At 74.7% G+C, this 19,793-nt stretch carries 17 protein-coding genes; 10 read left to right on the top strand and 7 right to left on the bottom strand.

All coding sequences use genetic code 11. The annotated features are described in order from the left end of the window. Positions 1–273 precede the first annotated feature (273 nt). From glgX to J7W19_RS25175, 6 genes are all read left to right on the top strand, one after another. The gene (gene glgX / locus J7W19_RS25200; protein ID WP_004949368.1) at positions 274–2,400 is read left to right on the top strand and encodes a glycogen debranching protein GlgX; all 2,127 of its coding nucleotides are present in this window, start codon (positions 274–276) and stop codon (positions 2,398–2,400) included. A gap of 39 nt (positions 2,401–2,439) precedes the next feature. After that, a complete protein-coding gene (gene treY, locus J7W19_RS25195) occupies positions 2,440–4,815 on the top strand; it encodes a malto-oligosyltrehalose synthase (RefSeq protein ID WP_004949366.1) in 2,376 nt (791 codons plus the stop codon). A 310-nt stretch (positions 4,816–5,125) separates the two neighbouring features. Then, a complete protein-coding gene (locus tag J7W19_RS25190) occupies positions 5,126–5,275 on the top strand; it encodes a lasso RiPP family leader peptide-containing protein (protein WP_106429688.1) in 150 nt (49 codons plus the stop codon). A 58-nt stretch (positions 5,276–5,333) separates the two neighbouring features. Next, positions 5,334–7,136 (top strand): asparagine synthase-related protein, encoded by a 1,803-nt coding sequence (locus J7W19_RS25185; RefSeq protein WP_051072671.1) that lies wholly within the window; start codon positions 5,334–5,336, stop codon positions 7,134–7,136. 48 nt (positions 7,137–7,184) lie between these two features. Continuing rightward, a complete protein-coding gene (locus J7W19_RS25180; protein ID WP_004949363.1) occupies positions 7,185–7,442 on the top strand; it encodes a lasso peptide biosynthesis PqqD family chaperone in 258 nt (85 codons plus the stop codon). Then, complete coding sequence (locus tag J7W19_RS25175) at positions 7,439–7,879, top strand: lasso peptide biosynthesis B2 protein (RefSeq protein WP_004949361.1); 441 nt, start codon at positions 7,439–7,441, stop codon at positions 7,877–7,879. Before J7W19_RS25180 ends, J7W19_RS25175 begins: the two co-directional genes overlap by 4 nt. Here the strand turns inward: J7W19_RS25175 and J7W19_RS25170 are convergent. Beyond that, positions 7,839–8,798, bottom strand: a complete 960-nt coding sequence (locus J7W19_RS25170; RefSeq protein ID WP_004949359.1) for a LysR family transcriptional regulator — start codon at positions 8,796–8,798, stop codon at positions 7,839–7,841. The genes J7W19_RS25175 and J7W19_RS25170 overlap by 41 nt on opposite strands. Positions 8,799–8,895: 97 nt before the next feature. On the opposite strand from J7W19_RS25170, the gene lpdA reads away from it, so the two are divergent. Together lpdA and treZ are read left to right on the top strand one after the other, a co-directional pair. Then, the gene (gene lpdA, locus J7W19_RS25165) at positions 8,896–10,308 is read left to right on the top strand and encodes a dihydrolipoyl dehydrogenase (RefSeq protein ID WP_004949356.1); all 1,413 of its coding nucleotides are present in this window, start codon (positions 8,896–8,898) and stop codon (positions 10,306–10,308) included. Between the two features lie 130 nt (positions 10,309–10,438). Continuing rightward, positions 10,439–12,181 (top strand): malto-oligosyltrehalose trehalohydrolase, encoded by a 1,743-nt coding sequence (treZ, locus tag J7W19_RS25160; RefSeq protein ID WP_004949354.1) that lies wholly within the window; start codon positions 10,439–10,441, stop codon positions 12,179–12,181. A gap of 263 nt (positions 12,182–12,444) precedes the next feature. Here treZ and msrB read toward each other — a convergent pair whose 3' ends face one another. The 4 genes from msrB to J7W19_RS25140 form a co-directional block, all read right to left on the bottom strand. Further along, a complete protein-coding gene (gene msrB / locus J7W19_RS25155) occupies positions 12,445–12,852 on the bottom strand; it encodes a peptide-methionine (R)-S-oxide reductase MsrB (RefSeq protein ID WP_004956016.1) in 408 nt (135 codons plus the stop codon). A 22-nt stretch (positions 12,853–12,874) separates the two neighbouring features. Then, positions 12,875–14,272, bottom strand: a complete 1,398-nt coding sequence (murC, locus tag J7W19_RS25150) for a UDP-N-acetylmuramate--L-alanine ligase (protein ID WP_004956019.1) — start codon at positions 14,270–14,272, stop codon at positions 12,875–12,877. 231 nt (positions 14,273–14,503) lie between these two features. Beyond that, complete coding sequence (locus J7W19_RS25145; RefSeq protein WP_040892836.1) at positions 14,504–15,001, bottom strand: hypothetical protein; 498 nt, start codon at positions 14,999–15,001, stop codon at positions 14,504–14,506. 158 nt (positions 15,002–15,159) lie between these two features. Then, positions 15,160–15,987 (bottom strand): pyrimidine reductase family protein, encoded by an 828-nt coding sequence (locus tag J7W19_RS25140; RefSeq protein WP_004956024.1) that lies wholly within the window; start codon positions 15,985–15,987, stop codon positions 15,160–15,162. Positions 15,988–16,083: 96 nt separating this feature from the next. Here J7W19_RS25140 and zapE point away from each other — a divergent pair, with 96 nt between their 5' ends. Both zapE and J7W19_RS25130 read left to right on the top strand, forming a co-directional pair. Beyond that, entirely contained in the window at positions 16,084–17,175 is a 1,092-nt protein-coding gene (gene zapE / locus J7W19_RS25135; protein ID WP_004956027.1) for a cell division protein ZapE, read from the top strand. 233 nt (positions 17,176–17,408) lie between these two features. Then, a complete protein-coding gene (locus J7W19_RS25130; protein WP_040892914.1) occupies positions 17,409–18,257 on the top strand; it encodes a polysaccharide deacetylase family protein in 849 nt (282 codons plus the stop codon). Between the two features lie 25 nt (positions 18,258–18,282). Here the strand turns inward: J7W19_RS25130 and J7W19_RS25125 are convergent, their stop codons facing one another. Beyond that, positions 18,283–18,948, bottom strand: a complete 666-nt coding sequence (locus J7W19_RS25125; protein ID WP_004956394.1) for a hypothetical protein — start codon at positions 18,946–18,948, stop codon at positions 18,283–18,285. Continuing rightward, positions 18,945–19,784: an ABC transporter ATP-binding protein gene (locus J7W19_RS25120; protein ID WP_210455379.1), complete on the bottom strand. Its 840-nt coding sequence runs from the start codon at positions 19,782–19,784 to the stop codon at positions 18,945–18,947. Before J7W19_RS25120 ends, J7W19_RS25125 begins: the two co-directional genes overlap by 4 nt. Between the last annotated feature and the right edge of the window lie 9 nt (positions 19,785–19,793).

The raw sequence follows: 19,793 nt of genomic DNA, 5'->3' as shown, positions 1-19,793 counted from the left end.
CGGCCGCCCGGTGAACTCGCCTGCCGGGTGTGGCGGTTGTCCGGGGGCACCGGTGCGGGAGTGAGCTGATTCATAGTGATATCCGGCGCGGAGCACGGAGAAAGGCCGAAACCCGCTTGCGGAAGGCGGGCCTCCGAGGGGAAATCCCGCCCGTCACCCGGGTGGACGTGGCCCGGCGAGCGGTGGGGGCGCCGCTTTTGGGGAAGATCTGTATCTCGACGGTCCAGGGCAACGGTGCCCGGGAGAGCCCGGAGAAGCGAAAGAGTCGAGCCTATGCAGGTCTGGCCGGGACAGGCGTATCCCCTCGGTGCCACCTATGACGGTGCGGGCACCAATTTCGCGGTCTTCTCCGAGGCGGCGGAGCGGGTCGAGTTGTGCCTGCTGCACGACGACGGTTCGGAGACGGCGGTCGAGCTGCGGGAGAGCGACGCGTTCGTGCGCCACGCCTATCTGCCGGGGGTGATGCCGGGCCAGCGGTACGGCTTCCGGGCCCACGGCCCGTACGCCCCCGAGCGGGGGCAGCGGTGCAACTCCGCCAAGCTGCTCCTGGATCCGTACGCACGAGCGGTGAGCGGCGCCGTCGACTGGTGTGAGGCGGTCTACGGCTATCACTTCGACGATCCGGACGCCCGCAATGATCTGGACTCCGCTCCGCACATGATGACGTCCGTCGTCGTCAATCCGTACTTCGACTGGGGCGACGACCGGCCGCCGCGCACCGACTACCACCGCACGGTCATCTACGAGGCGCACGTCAAGGGTCTGACGATGCTTCACCCGGAGCTGCCGGAGGACGTCCGGGGCAGCTACGCGGCGCTGGCGCACCCGGCGATCGTCAACCACCTCAAGGACCTGGGGGTGACGGCGATCGAGCTGATGCCGGTGCACCAGTTCGTCAACGACCACCGCCTGGTGGATCTCGGCCTGGCCAATTACTGGGGTTACAACACCATCGGCTTCTTCGCCCCGCACAACGCCTACGCCTCGTGGGGCGACCGGGGGCAGCAGGTCCTGGAGTTCAAGTCGGCGGTGCGGGCGCTGCACGAGGCCGGCATCGAGGTGATCCTGGACGTCGTCTACAACCACACGGCCGAGGGGAACCACCTGGGGCCGACGCTCTCGTTCCGCGGTCTGGACAACGCCTCGTACTACCGGCTGGCGGACGACCCGCGGTTCTACATGGACACCACCGGCACCGGGAACTCACTGCTGATGCGCAGTCCCCATGTGCTCCAGCTCATCATGGACTCGCTGCGGTACTGGGTGACGGAGATGCGGGTGGACGGGTTCCGCTTCGATCTGGCGGCGACGCTCGCCCGGCAGTTCCACGAGGTGGACCGGTTGTCGTCGTTCTTCGACCTGGTGCAGCAGGATCCGGTGGTGAGCCAGGTGAAGCTGATCGCGGAGCCGTGGGACGTCGGGGAGGGGGGCTACCAGGTCGGGAACTTCCCGCCGCTGTGGACCGAGTGGAACGGAAAGTTCCGGGACACCTGCCGGGACCTGTGGCGCGGCGAGCCGGCCACCCTGGCCGACTTCGGATCCCGGCTGACCGGCTCCTCCGACCTCTACCAGGACGACGGCCGCCGCCCGCTCGCCTCCGTCAACTTCGTGACCTGCCACGACGGCTTCACCCTGCACGACCTGGTCTCGTACAACGAGAAGCACAACGAGGCCAACGGCGAGGACAACCGGGACGGCGAGAGCCACAACCGGTCGTGGAACTGCGGCACCGAGGGCGAGACCGAGGACCCGGCGGTGCTCGCCCTGCGCGAGCGGCAGATGCGCAACCTCATCGCCACCCTGCTGCTCAGCCAGGGCGTGCCGATGATCAGCCACGGCGACGAGTTCGCCCGCACCCAGCGCGGCAACAACAACGCCTACTGTCAGGACAGCGAGCTGTCCTGGGTGCACTGGCCGGGTCCGGACGGCACGGCGGCCGAGCGGGCGCGGCGGATGCTGGCGTTCACCCGCGCCATGGTCTGGCTCCGCCGCGACCACCCGGTCTTCCGCCGCCGCCGCTTCTTCCACGGCCGCCCCGAGCAGGGCACCTTCAACGAACTGTCCGACATCGCCTGGTTCACCCCGGAAGGGGAGGAGATGCGGGACGCCGACTGGCAGGCCGCGTACGCCAAGTCCCTGGCGGTCTTCCTCAACGGCGGCGCCATCTCCGAGCCGGGCCCGCGCGGGGAACGGGTGGTCGACGACTCGTTCCTGCTGCTGTTCAACGCCCACCACGGACCGCTGGACTTCGTCATCCCCCCGGACCACGGGCGGCTCTGGCAGGTCGTGGTCGACACCGCGCTCCCGGACGGGGTGACGGACGACGGCCGGAAGCTCGCCGCCGGCGACCGGCTCACCCTGACCGACCGGAGCCTGGCCGTCCTGCAACGCCCACTGTAGGACGAGCACACAGCCCTTCGACTGGGTACGGATGTTCCCATGAAGCGCGACAGCCCGGCGCCTCCGACGGCGACCTACCGCCTCCAGCTCCAGCCCTCCTTCCCGTTCGCCGCGGCCGAGCGGGCCGTGCCCGCCCTCGCCGCCCTCGGCGTCTCCCACCTGCACCTCTCCCCCGTCCTGGAGGCCGTCCCCGGCTCCTCGCACGGGTACGACGTGACGGACCACACGGCGGTCCGGGCCGAACTCGGCGGCGAGGACGGGCTGCGCGCGCTGTCCCGCGCCGCCCGCGCCCACGGGCTCGGCCTGATCCTCGACATCGTGCCCAACCACATGGCCGTCCCCGCGCCCGAGCACCTCAACGGGCCGCTGTGGGAGGTGCTGCGGGACGGGCCGGTCTCCCGCTACGCCCGCTGGTTCGACATCGACTGGGCCGAGCACGGCGGCCGGGTGCTGCTTCCCCTGCTGGCCGGCCGGCTCGGCGACGAACTCGACCGCTTCACCGTCCACGACGGCACCCTGCGCTACTACGACCACGTCCTCCCCCTGCGCCCCGGCACCGAGAAGCTGCCGCTGCCCGAGCTGCTGGACGCCCAGTGGTACCGGCCGGCCTGGTGGCGGCTGGCCCGCACCGAGCTCAACCACCGCCGCTTCTTCACCGTCTCCGAGCTGATCGCCGTCCGCGTCGAGGACCCCGAGGTCTTCGACGCCACCCACGCCAAGGTGCTCCAGCTGCTCCGCGAAGAGGTGGCCGACGGACTGCGGATCGACCATCCGGACGGGCTCGCCGACCCGGCCGGCTACCTGCGGCGGCTGCACGAGGCCACCGGGGGCCGCTGGACGGTCGTCGAGAAGATCCTCGCCCGCGACGAGACGCTCCCCGCCGACTGGCCGGTGGCCGGCACCACCGGCTACGACGCCCTCCACCGCGTCGACGGCCTGTTCACCGACCCGGCCGGCGCCGAGCGGCTCACCGCCGCCTACCGGACGTTCGCCGCGCCGCCGCCCGACCGCGGCGGCGACTGGCCGGCCACGGCCCGCCGGGCCGCCTGGCGGATGGTCTCCCACGAGCTGGTGACGGAGGTCGAACGCCTCGTCCGCGTCGCCGGCCGGATCTGCGACGGCGCGCTGCCGCTGCGCGACCACGCCCCCTGGGCGCTGCGCACGGCCCTCTGCGAGATCCTCGTCCGGCTGCCCGTCTACCGCCCCTACGCCCGGCCCGGCGCACCCGTGGCCCCCGCCGACGCCGCCCTGCTGGAGGAGGCGGCGCGGGAGGCGCGGACGGCGTTCGCCGTGCCGGCGGAGGCGGACGCGGTGGACGTGGTGCGGGACGCGGCCCTGGGACGGCTCGGCGACGGGCCGGACCATCGGGACTTCTGCGCCCGGTTCGCCCAGACCGCCGCCGCCCTGCACGCCAAGTCCGTGGAGGACACCGCCTTCTACCGCTACGCGCCCCTGCTGTCCGCCACCGAGGTCGGCGGCTCCCCCGGCCGGCCGGCCGTCGCGCCCGCCGAGTTCCACGCCTTCTGCGCCCGTTCGCAGCGCGACCGGCCCACCACCGGCACGGTCCTGTCCACCCACGACACCAAGCGCGGCGCCGACGTCCGGGCGCGGATAGCGGTGCTCACCGAGTACCCGGACGCGTGGGCGCGGCTGCTCGCCCGGCTGGCGGAACGGACGCCCGCGCCCGAGCCGCACGTGGCCTGGACGGCCTGGCAGACCGCCTTCGGCCTGGGCGAACCGGACGCCCTGCGGCTCGTCCCCGCCGTCCTCAAGGGCGTCCGCGAGGCGGCGCTGCGGACGACGTGGACCGAGCCCGACGCGGCGTACGAGGAGGCGGTCGAGCGCTTCGTCGTCGCCGGGCCGTGCGGCCCGGCCCACGAGGAGCTCACCGCCTTCGCGGCGACCGCCGCCGCGTCGATCCGGGCCAACACGCTCGGCGCGGCACTGCTCCACCTCACCATGCCCGGCGTCCCCGACGTCTACATGGGCACCGAACGCGTCTCCCGCACCCTCGTCGACCCCGACAACCGCCGCCCGCCGGACTTCGCGGCCGGGGAGCCCGCCGGCTTGGGGGCGGAGAAGCTCCACCTCACCCGTACCGCGCTGCGCCTGCGCCGCGCCCACCCCGCCTGGTTCGGCCCGGACGCCACGTACGCCCCGCTGACCGCCGAGGGGCCCGCCGCCGACCACTGCGTCGCCTTCGCCCGCTCGGGCGAGGTGGTGACGGTGGCGACGCGGCTGGCACGGGGGCTGGAGGCGGCGGGCGGCTGGGGCGACACGGCGCTGACGCTGCCGGGAGACGGCGGCGGAGGCGGTGGGTGGCGGGAGCTGCTGACGGGCCGGGCGTGCGACGAACGGGTGCTGCTGGGCCGGTTGTTGCACCGGTACCCGGTGGCGCTGCTGGCCCGGGAATGAGGCGTTCCGGCGACGTAATGCCTGAATTTCGCGGCATTTTCCCGGAGTTCACTTCATCGGAATGACAAATGTCGGATCTCGGGAAACAGTGGGCGCCATTCCGCAACTCCCCCGTGTTCCGGGCCGGTTCGGGGTTGCCCGCGGTGATCCACCGTGGTTACGGTTGATCGTCTTCCCGGAAGAACACCCGGTTTTCCGGAGGGACCGCGGACGCACTGCTCGATCATGCCCATGAGCAGCGGACTCGCGCCGTTCCCTGCCGGGAAACCACCTTGTCCACCGTATTCACAAGGAAGAAGGTGAATGTGCGATGAAGAACGATGAGGCAACCGAGCCGCGTGCGCTCGCACCGTACGAGGCTCCGCAAATGTTCGAGGTCGGCTCTTTCCAGGAGGACACCGGATACATCGGCCTCGAGGGCTCCGAACCGATCACGCACAGCTTCTCGAAGTTCTGGTGATCCCGTTCGAAGTCCGGTAAATCCGTCGTGATCCGGCGGTCCCGATATGGAGGTTGAGGTGACCGGTCAAGAAGAGCGGTTCTTCGTGGTCCTGCCGGACCATGAGACGGCGGCGGCCGCCGCCGGCCGGCTTCCTCCGGGCCATACGCGGATCATGACGCACCCGTCCGGCCGGCCCTGGGTGGTCGGCCGGACGGGCGCCGAACCCGTCGTCTCCGTCGAGGCGGGCACGGCGCGGCTCGTCGTCGTCGGCCACTGCTCGGCGAGCCGGTCCGAGCTGACGGCCCTCGCCGCCCGCACCACCGATCCGGCGCAGCTCGACGGGCCGGCCTCCCGCTGGGCCGGCAGCCACCACCTCATCGCCTCCGTCGGCGGCCGGACCCAGATCCGGGGCAGCGCCTCCGGCCTGCGCCGCGTCTTCCACGGCAGCCTCGACGGCCTGGCCGTCGCCGGCGACCGCGCCGACGTCCTGGCCGCCCTCACCGGCGCGTCCCTCGACCGGACCGTGCTGGCGCTGCGTCTGCTCGGCTCCCTTCCGCACCCGCTGAGCGACCGTCCGGCGTGGCGGGGCGTGGCCGCCGTCCCGCCCGGCTCCCGGCTGACCCTCTCCCCCGACGGCCGGCGGCACCGCGTCGACCGCTGGTGGCACCTCCCGGAGGCGGTCCGTCCGCTGGCGGAGGCGGCAGCACCGCTGCGGCGGGCCCTGGAGGAGGCGGTCCGCGTCCGTACCCGGGACTCCTCCACGCTGACCAGCGACCTCTCCGGCGGCATGGACTCCACCACCATGACCGTGCTGGCCGCCCGGGAGCCCGTCGCGCTGACCGCCTTCACCGTGGAGAACGACGACAGCGCCGACGACGACGTGTACTGGGCCCGGCTGGCCGCGGCCCGGCTGCCGGGGGTGAAGCACATCGTCTTCCCCCAACGGGACCTGCCGTCCTTCTTCAGCGGTCTCACCGACCTCACCGGCCCGCCGGACGAGCCGTCCACCGCCCTGCTGAGCGCCCCCAGGCTGCGGGCCCTGCGCGCCCTCGCCATCGGACACGGCTCCCGGCTGCACCTCGACGGACTCGGCGGGGACCAGAGCCTGTCCGGTCACCCGGCCCGCTACCACGACCTGCTGCGCAGCCGTCCGCTGACCGCCGCCCGGTCCCTGTACGCCTACCGGCGGCTCGCCGGATTCCCCCTGGCCGACGCGGCCCGGACGCTGCTGGACGGCGACTCCTACCGCCGCTGGCTCACCGCGGAGGCCGCCGCCCTGGTCCGGGGTCGCGCCCGCCGCGCCCGCGACCGGGCCTTCGACTGGGGCGGCGAACTGCGGCTGCCCCCGTGGGCCACCCCCGAGGCGCGGCACCTGGTGACCGTGGCCCTGCGGGAGACCGTCCGGACGGCCGTACCGCTCGCGCCGGCCCGCGGCGCCCACGCCGACCTGCTGGGGATCCAGGACGCCGGGCGGCAGGTCCGTGGCTTCCACCAGCTCACGAGCACCGACGACATCCTGTCGGCCTCGCCGTTCCTGGACGACCGGGTGGTCGAGGCGTGCCTCGCCACCAGGCCCCAGGACCGCGTCACCCCATGGGAGTTCAAGCCGCTGGCCAAGGCCGCGATGCGCGGGATCACACCCTCCGAAGTGCTGGAGCGGCGGACGAAGTCGGACGGCACGACGATCGCCGCCGAGGGCTTCGCCGCGCACCGCCGGGAACTCGCCGCGCTGTGGGACTCCTCCCGGCTCGCCGCCCTGGGCCTGGCCGACCCCGGACCGCTCCGCGCGCTCTGCGAGCGCCCGTACGCGCCCCGCTCGCACGAGGGGGCCTTCGCCACCGCGCTCGCCTGCGAGCTGTGGGTGCGGTCCGCCGGCTGACCCGCCCCGCCCTGTCCGCGTCCGACACCGTCACGGAGAGAACGAACGATGGCCCTGCACCTGCGTCCCGACGCCTCGACCACCGACACCGAGTACGGCACGGTGCTGCTCGACGAAGCAACCGGACGCTACTGGCAGCTCAACGCCACCGCGTCGCTGGCGCTCCGCACCCTCCTGGCGGGCGGAACGGTCGACCAGGCGGCGGACGCCCTGACCGAGGGCTACGCGGTGGACGCGGAGCGGGCCCGCGCCGACGTGGAACGGCTGCTGACCGGCATGCGCGCAGCGAAGGTGGTCCGCGGATGAGCGCGGTCGTCCCCCGGCGGGCCCCGGTACGGCTCTCCCCCGGCCGGCGGCTGCTCGCCCTGGCCGCCGTCGCGCTCGCCGGCCGCCTGGCCCGCCGGCCCCCGGCCAGGATCCGGGCCCTCCTCACCCGCCTCGCGCGCGGCGCCCGCCCGGCCACCTACGCCGAGGCGCGCGCCGCGCGGGCGGCCGTCGAGGCGGTCAGCCTGCGCTGCGCCTCGGATGAGGGCTGCCTCCCGCGCTCCCTGGCGACGGTGCTGCTGTGCCGGGCGCGGGGTCAGTGGCCCGCCTGGGCGGTGGGCGTCCGGGCCCGCCCGCCGTTCGGCGCGCACGCCTGGGTGGAGGCGGAGGGCCGGATGGTCGAGGAGCGGGCCGACGCGTCGTACTTCCGCGTCCTGTTCACCGTGCCGGCGCCGCGAGGGCGACGGCCGGTCCGCTGACGCGCGGCGCCGGATGGGCAGCGGCCGGTCCGCCGACGTGCGGCGCCGGCGCGCCCGTCGCCCGCCGGTCCTCGCGGCACGCCTCGACGAACCGCAGCGCGGCGCCCGTGAGTTCGACGCGCGCGTACGCCGTGAGCTCCTGCCGCCACGCCGGTTCCACCGGAACGGCGACCGCCCCCGCCGTCGCCCGCGCCACCTCCACCGAGCAGGCGAGGATGCCGACGCCCGCCACGGCCAGCCGGACCGCCGTGGACGCGTGCTGCACCTCCATGGCGGTCACCGGGCGGAACCCGTACCGCTCGCACTCGCGGTCGAGCCACCGCCGGCCGCCGATCACCGGTTCCAGGACGCAGCGCACCCAGGCCCGGTCCGCGAGTTCGGCGAGGTGGACCGGGCGCGTACGCCCCGCCAGGGGATCGTCCCGGGAGACGACGATCATGATCTCCTCGGTCCCCAGGGAGACCACCGGCCCCGCCCATCGCTCGGGCCGGGGGCCGATCGCGATGTCGGCGACGCCCCGGTCCACGTGGTCGCGCAGCTCGTCCGTGGTCAGGTACTCGCGCAGGTGCAGCCGGACGTCGGGGAACACGCGCCGCCAGCGGGCGAGGACCGGCGGCAGCGCGCCGATCGCCAGCGCGTGCAGCGTCGCGATGTGCAGCTCGCCGCCCTCGGCCCCGGCCGCCGCCTTGGCCGCCCGCCGGGCCAGCCCCGCGCTGCGGACGGCGAGTTCGGCGTGCGGCAGGAAGGCCCGTCCCATGGGCGTCAGCCCGACCCCGCGCGGCAGCCGCTCCAGCAGGGCGCCGCCCACCTCCCGTTCGAGCGCCTTGATCTGGTGGGACAGGGCGGACTGGGTGACGTTGAGCGTCTCGGCGGCACGGGTGAAGGACCGCTCCTCGACCACCGCCACCAGATATTCCATCTGCCGCAGACTCACGACTCCCCCATGAACATCGTTCATCGCTCCGATCGAAACCTTGCGTTGGACTCATATTCACTGCTGGGCGGAGGGTTGTGCCATGCATGAGACAGACGTCATCGTCATCGGCGGCGGCACCGGCGGCTACAGCACCGCACTGCGCGCGGCGCACCTCGGGCTGGACGTGGTGCTCGCCGAACGCGACCTCGTCGGCGGCACGTGCCTGCACCGGGGCTGCATACCGAGCAAGGCGATGCTGCACGCGGCGGAACTGGTGGACGGCATCGCGGAGGCGCGCGAGCGCTGGGGCGTGCGGGCCACACTGGAGTCCGTCGACTGGGCCGCGCTGACCGCCACCCGCGACGACATCGTCGGCCGCAACCACAAGGGCGTCGAGAGCCACCTGTCCCAGGCGGGCGTCCGCGTCGTCCGCGGCTCCGCCTCCCTCACCTCCGCCCGTACGATCCGGGTGGACTCCGGCGCCGAGGCGGGTACGGAGTGGCGCGCCCGGCGCGGCGTCGTCCTGGCCACGGGGTCGCGCCCGCGCACCCTCCCGGGCCTGGAACCGGACGGCCGGCACGTGGTGACCAGCGACGACGCGCTGTTCGCGCCGGGGCTCCCGGCGTCCGTCCTGGTGCTGGGCGGCGGTGCGATCGGCGTCGAGTACGCCTCGCTGCACCGCTCCATGGGCGCCCGCGTGACGCTGGTGGAGGCGGCGGACCGGCTGCTTCCGCTGGAGGACGCCGACGTGAGCCGGCACCTCACCCGGGGCCTGAAGAAGCGCGGCATCGACGTGCAGACGGGCGCGCGCCTGGAAGACGCGCGCCCCTTCGAGGGCGGGGTGCGGGCCACCGTCCGCACCGCCCGCGGCGAGGTCCGCGAACTGACCGTGCACCGCCTGCTGGTGGCCGTCGGCCGGGTGCCGGTCACGGACGGCCTGGGCCTGGCGGCGGCCGGACTGTCCACCGACGCCCGCGGCTTCCTCGCCCCGGCCGACTGGACGCGCCTGGAGACGGCGGTGCCCGGCGTCCACGTCGTGGGCGACCTGCTGCCGCCGCCCTCCCTCGGCCTGGCCCACGCCTCGTTCGCCGAGGGCCTGCTCGTCGCCGAGACCCTGGCCGGCCGCGCCCCCCGCCCGGTCGACTACGCGGCCGTGCCCCGCGTCACCTACTCCAGCCCGCAGACGGCGTCCGTCGGCCTCTCCGAGGAACAGGCCGTCGCCGCCGGCCACGACGTCACCGTCAACTCCATGCCGCTGACCGGCACCGCCAAGGGCATGGTCCACGGCCAGGGCGGCATGGTGAAGGCGGTCGCCGACCGCACCGGCCGCATCCTCGGTGTCCACCTCGTCGGCCCCCACGTCTCCGAAATGATCGCCGAGGGCCAGCTGATGGTCGGCTGGGACGCGGAGGCGGCGGACGTGGCCCAGCACATCCATCCGCACCCGACGCTGTCGGAGGCGGTGGGCGAGGTGATGCTCTCCCTGGCGGGGCGGGGGCTGCACCAGGTCTGAGCCAATCAGCCCGTCCGGCGCTTGAGGACAACCGCGCGGAGCGCGGTTACGGGGGTGCGGGGGCTTGCCCCCGCGAGAAACGGGAAAGGGCGGGGCAGGGGCAACCCCACTCCGACCCGAGGAGCCGCCGGTGCTGTACGAGGTATGGGCCCCGCACACGCGACGCGTCACGCTCCACACGGACGACGGCACCCACCCCATGCACCGCACGCACGCCCACGAAGGCTGGTGGCAGCGCGAAGCACCGGGCACCGAAGGCACCCGCTACCGCTTCGCCCTGGACGACGGCCCCCTCCGCCCCGACCCCCGGGCCCGCCGCCTCCCCGAAGGCCCCGACGGCCCGGCGGCCGTCATCGACCCGGCGCGCTGGGAGTGGCGGCACGACTGGCCGGGCCGCGACCTCCCCGGCGCGGTCCTCTACGAGCTGCACACCGGCACGTTCACCCGCGAAGGCACCTTCGACGCGGCGGCCCGACGCCTCCCCCACCTCGCCGCGCTCGGCATCACCCACATCGAGCTGATGCCCGTCTGCCCGTTCCCCGGCCGACACGGCTGGGGGTACGACGGGGTGGCGCCCTGGGCCGTCCACGAGCCGTACGGCGGCCCGGACGGCCTGCGCCGGTTCGTCGACGCGGCGCACGGGCACGGTCTCGGCGTCGTCCTGGACGTGGTGCACAACCACCTGGGCCCGTCCGGCAACCACCTCCCCGCCTACGGCCCGTACTTCACGGACCGCCACCAGACCCCGTGGGGCGCGGCGGTGAACCTGGACGGCCCCGGCTCCGCCGAAGTCCGGACGTACCTCATCGGCAGCGCCCTCGCCTGGCTGACGGACTACCGTCTCGACGGCCTGCGCCTGGACGCCGTCCACGCCCTCGCGGACGACAGCCCCCGCCACTTCCTCGCGGACCTGTCCGAGGCCGTCGACGGCCTCGCCGAACGCCTGGGCCGCCCCCTCTTCCTCATCGCCGAGTCCGACCGCAACGACCCCGCCACGATCACCCCGCGCCCGTCCGGCGGCCTGGGCCTGCACGCCCAGTGGAACGACGACTTCCACCACGCCCTGCACACCGCACTGACCGGTGAATCCCAGGGCTACTACGCCGACTTCGCGGCGGACCCCGAATACGCCCTCACCAAGACGCTGCGCGGCGGCTTCTTCCACGACGGCACCCACTCGTCGTTCCGCGGCCGCCCGCACGGCCGCCCCCTGGACCCGGCGGCCGTCCCCGCCCACCGGCTGCTCGGCTACGCGCAGACGCACGACCAGATCGGCAACCGTGCGCTCGGCGACCGCCTCGCCGCCCGCCTCTCCCCCGGCCTGCTCGCCTGCGCCGCCGCGCTGGTGCTGTGCGCGCCGTTCACGCCGATGCTCTTCATGGGCGAGGAGTGGGGCGCCCGGACGCCGTGGCAGTACTTCACCGACCACACCGACCCGGAGCTGGCCGAGGCCGTACGCCGCGGCAGGCGCCGCGAGTTCGCCGCCCACGGCTGGCCCGCGGAGGAGATCCCCGACCCGCAGGACCCGGCCACCCGGCTGCGCTCCTGCCTCGACTGGGACGAGCCGGGCCGCGCCCCGCACGCCGAACTCCTGGCCTGGCACCGCCGGCTGATCGCCCTCCGGCACACGGAACCGGCCCTGACCGCCCCCGGCTGGACCGACACGGACCCGGCGGTCGGCCCCGACCGATGCGTCACCTTCCGCCGCGGCCCCCTCCTCGTGGCCGCCAACCTCGGCCGCACCCCGGCCGAGCTCCCCGTCCCCGCGTCCGCCCGCGTCCTCGCCGCCTGGCGCCCCCTCCCGCCCCCGGAGCGGAACGGCCTGCTCCACCTGCCGGCGGAGTCGGCGGCGGTCCTGCGGGTGAGCGAGTAGCGGACCGGGGCCGAACGGTCCCCGAACGGCCCGTTCGGCCCCCGTGCGCCGGCGGGCGGGCAGGGCAAGGTGGTGGACGACCGACCGGGGGGATTCCGTCCCTGGTCGCGGTCGGGGCCGGCCGGCCATCCCTCACCCGCCCGGCCGACCGGTCCCGGCCGCCACCCCTCCGTCGGTCCGCCGGCCGTCCGGCCGTCGGCGCCCCCCGTCGCCGACGGCCGGATCCGGCCGGCCCGCTTCCCGTCCCGGCCTCCCGGCCGGGCTCAGCCCTCCGCGGGCTCCAGGCGCAGCGCGATGCTGTTGATGCAGTAGCGCTGGTCCGTCGGCGTCGGGTAGCCCTCGCCCTCGAAGACGTGGCCCAGGTGGGAGCCGCAGCGGGCGCAGCGGACCTCGGTGCGGACCATGCCGTGCGAGCGGTCCTCCAGGAGCTCGACGGCGTCGGAGTCCTTGGGGTCGTAGAAGCTCGGCCAGCCGCAGTGGCTCGCGAACTTCTCGGTGGAGCGGAAGAGTTCGGCTCCGCAGGCGCGGCAGGAGTAGACGCCGGCCGTGGTGGTGTCCGTGTACTCGCCGCGGAACGCCGGTTCCGTCCCGGCGCGGCGGAGCACCTGGTACTCCGCCGGCGTCAGTTCCGCGCGCCACTGCTCGTCCGTCTTCTCGACCTCGTAGGGCATCGGCCGTACGTCCTCTCGGGGGTCAGCTCTCCAGGCGGGCCAGGATCCGCGGACCGAGGTCCGTGACGTCCCCCGCGCCCATGGTGAGAACGAGATCGCCGGGGCGGACCATTCCCGCGAGGACGTCCGGAACGGCGGCCATGTCGTGCTCGGCACGCACGTCGGCACCGGCCTCACGGGCCGCGTCGATGATCATGGCGCTGGTGACGCCGGGGATCGGATCCTCGCGGGCCGGGTAGATGTCGAGGACGACGGAGGCGTCGGCCAGGGCGAGCGCCCGGCCCATCTCCGTGCCGAGCTCCTGGGTGCGGCTGAACAGGTGGGGCTGGAACACCACCAGGACGCGGGAGCCGGCCGCGGCGCCGCGCATGGCCTCCAGGTCGGCGGTCATCTCGGTGGGGTGGTGCGCGTACGAGTCGATGACCTGCGCGCCGGCGGCCTCGCCCTTGAGCTGGAGGCGGCGGCCCACACCGGTGTACTTGCCGAGGGCGGCGGCCAGGTCGTCGGCGGGGACGCCGAGGGCGACACCGGCGGCGAGGGCGGCGACCGCGTTGTTCGCGTAGTGCCGGCCGGGCACGGAGACGCCGAAGGACAGCTCGCGGCCGTCGAGGAGCACGGTGACCTCGCTGGTCAGGCCGCGCGGGGTGACGTCGAGGATCCGCACGTCGGCGTCCTCGGACTCGCCGTAGGTGACGACCCGGACGTCGCCGGTGCGCCCGGCGAGGCGGCGGGTCAGCTCCCGGGCGCCCTCCTGGTCGGCGGAGACGACGAGCGTGCCGCCCGGGCGGATCCGGCCCACGAAGATCTCGAACGACTCGTGGATCTCCTCCATCGAGGCGTAGTTCGCGTGGTGGTCCAGCTCGGCGTTGAGGATGATCGCGACCTCGGGCGCGTACTTGTGGAAGCTGCGGTCGCTCTCGTCCGCCTCCGCCACGAAGATCTCGCCGGCGCCGTGCCGGGCGTTGGTGCCGGGGCCGTGGAGGTCGCCGCCGATGGCGTACGACGGGTCGAGCGCGAGCGCGTCCAGCGCCACCGCCAGCATCGAGGTGGTGGTCGTCTTGCCGTGGGTGCCCGCGACGGCGATCGGGCGCAGCCCGTCCATCAGCCGCGCCAGCGCGTCCGAGCGGTGCACCACCGGGATGCCGCGCTCGGCGGCGGCGGCCAGCTCGGGGTTGTCCTGCCGGATGGCGCTGGAGACGACCACGCAGCTGGCGTCCTCGGCGAGGTGCCCGGCCGCGTGCCCGATGTGGACCGTGACGCCGAGGGCGCGCAGCGCCGCCGCGGTCGCGGACTCCTTCGCGTCGCTGCCCGCCACCCGGGCGCCGCGCTGGGCGAGGATCTTCGCGATGCCCGACATGCCGGCGCCGCCGATGCCGATGAAGTGCGGGCGGTCCATCGTCGTGGGGACGGCCGGTGCCATGTGCGGTGCTCCCTGGGTCGTTCTCGGCTGCTGCTCCGTCCCCGGGGGTCCGGGGACTTCTGACTGCGCCGATTCTCGCACCCGGTGCGGGCGGGGCGGCCTCCGGCCGGGTGGGGTGCCCCCGTCCCCCGGAGCGGGCACCCCCCCACGGGCTGAGGGGTCAGCCCGTCCGGCGGCAAACTCACCTGTCCGGATGGCCGCGGGCGGGCGGCCCCGTTTGACGTCCAGGGTCTACTCCACGTCGGCCGCGGACCGCTCCTCGTCCGCGTCGGCGTGCGCGTACAGCTTGAGGACCGGCACGCCGACCTTGTGGCGGGCGCGCGAGGCCCAGTCGCGGTGGAAGAACTCCTCGACGAGGTGGGGTGCGGTCAGCACGATCACCTCGTCGGCGTGGGTCTGCTCGACGACGGAACGGAGCAGGTCCAGCGGATGATCGTCGATGATCTGGCCGACCGCCTCGCTGCCGGCCCCCCGCAGGAGGCGCAGGGAGTGCTCCAGCGCGAGGGCGGCGGGCCGCAGCGCGGCCTCGCCCTCGGGCTCGTCCGCCTCGTGGACGGCCTGTTCCAGCTCGCCCAGGGCGACGTCGTCGATGGCGCGCAGCAGCCGGTCCTCGGCGCCTCTGGGCTGCATCAGGACGACGAAGGACATCTCCTCGTCGTGCAGGCCGGTGACGAAGTCGACGTCCGTCGCGGACAGCGGCTGCTCGATCATCAATACGCTCGTGAACACGGTCGGCGCCCTTCTCCTCCGTGGGCCCCGGGCCCACACAGAAACCATCCTGCGCGTGCTCCCTCGGAGCCCGCTGTTTCGAACCCGTGCCCCCGGGGGAGCGTCCGACACAATTCTGCCCGTCGGACGATAAGCGGAACAGGGGATTCCGCCGATTGTCAGATGCCGATTCCTCCGGCCCCGGCCGCCGCGGCACCCGCCGCCGGCCCACCCGTCCCCCTCCGGTACCGGGTGAACAGGAACCCGTCCTGCTCCAGCACCGACGCCAGCGCGAACCGCCGCGGCACCTCCAGCGGGGGCCCGCCGGCGATCCGCGGCGCGACCCCGGCCGCGACCATCGGGGCGAGCGAGAGGCACAGCTCGTCCAGCACCCCGGCCGCCGTGAACTGCCCGAGCAGCCGCGGCCCGCCCTCCGTCAGCAGCCGTGTCATCCCGCGGGCGGCCAGCAGCTCCGGTACGCGCGCCACGTCCACCGTCCTCCCCTCGCCGGCCACGACGACCTCCACGCCCGCCGCGGCGGCCGCGTCCCGCCGCTCGGCGGGGGCCGCCTCGCCGGTCAGCACCAGGGTCGGCACCAGCGGCTCGGCGAACAGCGGCAGCGCGAAGTCCAGGTCGAGCCCGGCGCTCACCACCGCGATCACCGGCGCCGGGGACTGGCCGAGCGCGGCGCGCCGGGCGGCGAACGCCTCGCGGACGCGCGCCGGGCGGTAGCCCTCCTGCCGTACGGTCTCGGCGCCGACCACGACGGCGTCGGCGAGCGCGCGCAGCGTACCGAAGATCCGCATGTCGGCGGCGGAGGACAGCGGCTGTGAGCGGCCCTCGTGGTGGGCGGCGCCGTCGAGGGACGAGACCATGTTGGCGCGCAGCCAGGGACGCCCGTCCGCGACGGCCCCGGGGTAGGCGTAGAGGTCGGCCAGTTCGTCGAGCCCCCATTCGCGGTCCTGGAGGTCGGCGGGGGCGGTGGGCGAGGGGAACAGGCGTCGCATGGGCCGCAGTGTGACACGCCTCGCCGCCCCCGGTGTGACATGCCTCGCTCCGCCCCCGGCCACCCCGCACGCGGCGGCGAACTACCCTGGAGAGTTGTGTCGTCCTCCACCGCAGCATCCCCAGAACCCCGCCCGACGGGCGAGCAGCCCGTCGCGCTCACCTCGCGCACCCCGCACGTCCCGGCCGAGCGCCTGGTCGCCGAGATGGTGCCGCCGCCGCGCTTCGACGCGGTGCGGTTCGACACCTACATACCGGACCCGAACCAGCCCAGCCAGACCGAGGCCGTCCGGGTGCTGTCCGGCTTCGCGGCCGGGCTCGGCTCCCCGGCCGCCGGCAGCGGCCGGAAGCGCTGGTTCCGGCGGGAGGCCAAGCCCGCCCCGGCCGGACCGCGCGGCGTCTACCTCGACGGCGGCTACGGCGTCGGCAAGACGCACCTGCTGGCCTCCCTCTGGCACGCGGCACCGGCCGCCCCGGAACGGAAGGCGTTCGGCACCTTCGTCGAGCTGACGAACCTGGTCGGTGCCCTCGGCTTCCAGCAGACCGTCCGCACGCTCGGCGGCCACGAGCTGCTCTGCATCGACGAGTTCGAACTGGACGACCCGGGCGACACCGTCCTCGTCTCCACCCTGCTCGGCAAGCTCGTCGAACAGGGCGTCGCGCTCGCCGCGACCTCCAACACGCTGCCCGGCAAGCTCGGCGAGGGCCGGTTCGCCGCCGCCGACTTCCTCCGCGAGATCCAGGGCCTCTCGGCCCACTTCCGCGCCCTGCGCATCGACGGCGAGGACTACCGCCACCGGGGCCTCCCCGAGGCACCGGCCCCCTTCGACGACGAGACCGTCAAGCGGGTGGCCTACTCGGTGGACGGCGCCTCGCTGGACGACTTCCCCGCCCTCCTCCGGCACCTCTCCCAGGTCCACCCGAGCCGCTACGGCGCCCTCTGCGACGGCGTCCGCGCGGTCTGCCTCACCGGCGTCGAACCGGTGCCGGACCAGTCGACGGCCCTGCGACTCGTCGTGCTCGCCGACCGGCTGTACGACCGGGAGGTACCGGTGCTCGCGTCCGGGCGGCCGTTCGACCGGCTCTTCAGCGAGGAGATGCTGGCCGGGGGCTACCGGAAGAAGTACTTCCGCGCCATCTCCCGCCTCACGGCGCTGGCGCGCGACGCGAAGTCCTTGGCGGACGGCTGAGGGGGTGGGGTGCCCCGGTCCCGCCCTTTCACCGTTTCCTGGGGGCTGCGCCCCCAGACCCCCCTTTCGCGGCTTCGCCGCTCGTCCTCAAGCGCCGGACGGGCTGAATCAGCCCGTCCGGCGCTTGAGGACAACCGCGCGGAGCGCGGTTTCAGGGGGTGCGGGGGCTTGCCCCCGCAAGAAACGGTGAAAGGGCGGGACCGGGGCACACCCCACCGGGGTAACGTCCCACCGTGCCCCGCATATCCCGCGCCCTCGCCCCCGCCCTGGCCCTCCTCTGCTGCGCAACCGCCTGCGGCGGCGGTGAAGGCACGACGCAGGCCGCCACCCCCGGCAACAAGCCGGCCGCCGCAGCCGCACCGGCAAAACCCTCACCCACATCCGCCCCGACGCTCCCCCCAGGCAAAGCCGGCGCAGCCCCCCTCTTCTCACACGGCCGCCGCGACCACGGCAAACACATAGCCCTCACCTTCGACGCCGACATGACGTCCGACCAAGGCCCCCGCGCCGCCCGCGGCGAACACTTCGACAACCCCGCCCTCATCGCCACCCTCCGCCGCCTCAAAGTGCCCGCCACGCTCTTCATGACCGGCAGATGGGCCGAGCAGTACCCGGACCAGGCCCGGTCGATCGGCGCCGATCCGCTCTTCGAGGTCGCCAACCACTCGTACAGCCACCACGCGTTCGCCACACCGTGCTACGGCCTCCCGCCGGTGAAGGGCGGGGCGCGGGCGGACGTGGAGAAGGCGTTCGCCGCGTTCCGGCGCGCGGGGGTCGAGCGGACGGTGCCGTACTTCCGCTTCCCGGGCGGGTGTCACAACCCGTCCGTGCTCAGGGAGTTGGGCCCGGCGAAGGTGACGGCCGTGCAGTGGGACGTGATAAGCGGCGACGCGTTCGCCAAGCGGCCCGGGCCGGTGGCGGACGAGGTGCTGGCGAAGGCGCGGCCGGGTTCGGTCGTGGTGATGCACTGCACCCGCAGCGCGGCCCCGGCCACGGAGGCGGCCGTCCGGACGATCGTCCCGCGGCTCCGGGAGCGCGGCTACGAGTTCGTCCGGGTGTCCGACCTGATCGCCGGCGGCTGACCCGGAGCCCCGCACAACGGCCGGGTCACCGCCGCGAGCTCAGCGCGCAGGCCACCGCCGCCGCCCCCGCCGCGAACACCGCCGCGACGGCCAGCGGCAGCAGCGGCCAGCTCACCGCGCCGCTGCGCGAGGCGCTGACCAGCTCGGTGACGGCGGCGTTGGCGGGCGAGCCACCGGGGAGCAGCACCAGGAACACGGCGAGCACGGTGGCCGGTACGGACCGGGCCGCGCTGCGCAGCAGCGGCCGGTTGCAGAGGGCGCCGACGGCCGTGCCGAGCAGGGCGCAGCTCACGGCGGCCGTGAGCCCCGCGCCGACGGCCGGTGCCTGCGGGACGGCCACCCGCCCGCGGGAGCTGTGCGGATCCGATATCAGCGCCACGACGGCGGTCCCGGCGGCGGCCAGGACGAGCGAGGCCCCCAGGCCGGTCAGCAGCCCGGCCAGGTGGACGCGCCACGGCCGCGCCGCCGCGGCGGCGCAGTCCCTGGCGGCGTCCGGCTCGTTGGTGACGCAGACGCGTACCAGCCAGGCGGCCACCGGCAGCAGGAGGCCCGCGGCGAGGCCGAAGGAGTCGAGGACCGGCTCCCCGGGCCGTACCCCGACCGCGAAGAGGGCGGCGTAGAGCAGCACCGGCGGCAGCCAGCGGTGGGAGCGGAGGAGCAGCGCGGCCTGGTAGCGCAGCAGGGCGGTCATCGGTGCGGTTCCTCCGGGGCGGGCACGGCGGTCACCGAGCGGATGTGCCAGGGCGGTGCGGTGGTGAGCAGGGCGTGGAGCAGCGCGTCGGAGTCGGCGGTGGCGACGGTGAGCCGGACGGCGCCGGTGAGCCGTTCCCGGGCCGGGTCGCCGGGCAGCCGCTCCGGCAGCGGACCGGTGCCCTCCGCCTCGACGCGGACCCGTTCGGTACGGGCCCGAGGGCCCGCGGACCCGTCCACGAGCCGTCCGCCCTCCACCCGGTGGACCGCGCCGCACTCCCCCGCCAGCCGGCGCGGATCGTGGTCCACGAACACGACGGCACCCCCGCCGGCGACGCGCTCGAGCACGGCCCGGTCGAGGACGCGCCGGGACGCGCCGTCCAGACCGGTCCACGCCTCGTCGAGGACGAGCAGCTCGGGCGCGCCGACCAGGCCCTGCGCGACGGCGACCTTCTGGGCCGTGCCCTTGGACAGCTCCCGCAGCGGCGTGCGGGCGTACCGCCCGGCGTCGAAGCGTTCGAGCCAGTCCCGGGCGGCGCGGTCGGCCGCCCGCCGGCCGAGGCCGTGGACGCGGCCGAGGCGGGTGAGGTAGCCGAGGGCGGTGAGCGGCAGCGCCGCGGGGAAGCGCTCGGGGACGTACGCGGTGCGGGGCCGGCCGGTGATCCGTCCGGCGCTGGGGGCGTCGATGCCGGCCAGCAGCCGCAGCAGCGTCGACTTGCCGCTGCCGTTGCCGCCCTCGATCCTCAGCAGCGTGCCGCGCGGCACCCGCAGTGCGACGTCCTTGAGCACCCACCGGCCGCGCACGCCGTACCGGCGGCCGACGTCCCGGAGTTCCACAGGATCCCC

Origin of the sequence: Streptomyces mobaraensis NBRC 13819 = DSM 40847 (assembly GCF_017916255.1) — a bacterium.
GTDB lineage: Bacteria > Actinomycetota > Actinomycetes > Streptomycetales > Streptomycetaceae > Streptomyces > Streptomyces mobaraensis.
This window is presented reverse-complemented; position numbering and strand designations above follow the sequence as displayed.

Excerpts from the sequence above, each read along its gene's own strand:
- glgX (WP_004949368.1), top strand. The coding sequence starts at position 274 with ATGCAGGTCTGGCCGGGACAGGCGTATCCCCTCGGTGCCACCTATGAC.
- treY (WP_004949366.1), top strand. The coding sequence starts at position 2,440 with ATGAAGCGCGACAGCCCGGCGCCTCCGACGGCGACCTACCGCCTCCAG.
- J7W19_RS25190 (WP_106429688.1), top strand. The coding sequence starts at position 5,126 with ATGAAGAACGATGAGGCAACCGAGCCGCGTGCGCTCGCACCGTACGAG.
- J7W19_RS25180 (WP_004949363.1), top strand. The coding sequence starts at position 7,185 with ATGGCCCTGCACCTGCGTCCCGACGCCTCGACCACCGACACCGAGTAC.
- J7W19_RS25175 (WP_004949361.1), top strand. The coding sequence starts at position 7,439 with ATGAGCGCGGTCGTCCCCCGGCGGGCCCCGGTACGGCTCTCCCCCGGC.
- J7W19_RS25170 (WP_004949359.1), bottom strand. The coding sequence starts at position 8,798 with ATGGAATATCTGGTGGCGGTGGTCGAGGAGCGGTCCTTCACCCGTGCC.
- lpdA (WP_004949356.1), top strand. The coding sequence starts at position 8,896 with ATGCATGAGACAGACGTCATCGTCATCGGCGGCGGCACCGGCGGCTAC.
- msrB (WP_004956016.1), bottom strand. The coding sequence starts at position 12,852 with ATGCCCTACGAGGTCGAGAAGACGGACGAGCAGTGGCGCGCGGAACTG.
- murC (WP_004956019.1), bottom strand. The coding sequence starts at position 14,272 with ATGGCACCGGCCGTCCCCACGACGATGGACCGCCCGCACTTCATCGGC.
- J7W19_RS25140 (WP_004956024.1), bottom strand. The coding sequence starts at position 15,987 with ATGCGACGCCTGTTCCCCTCGCCCACCGCCCCCGCCGACCTCCAGGAC.
- J7W19_RS25125 (WP_004956394.1), bottom strand. The coding sequence starts at position 18,948 with ATGACCGCCCTGCTGCGCTACCAGGCCGCGCTGCTCCTCCGCTCCCAC.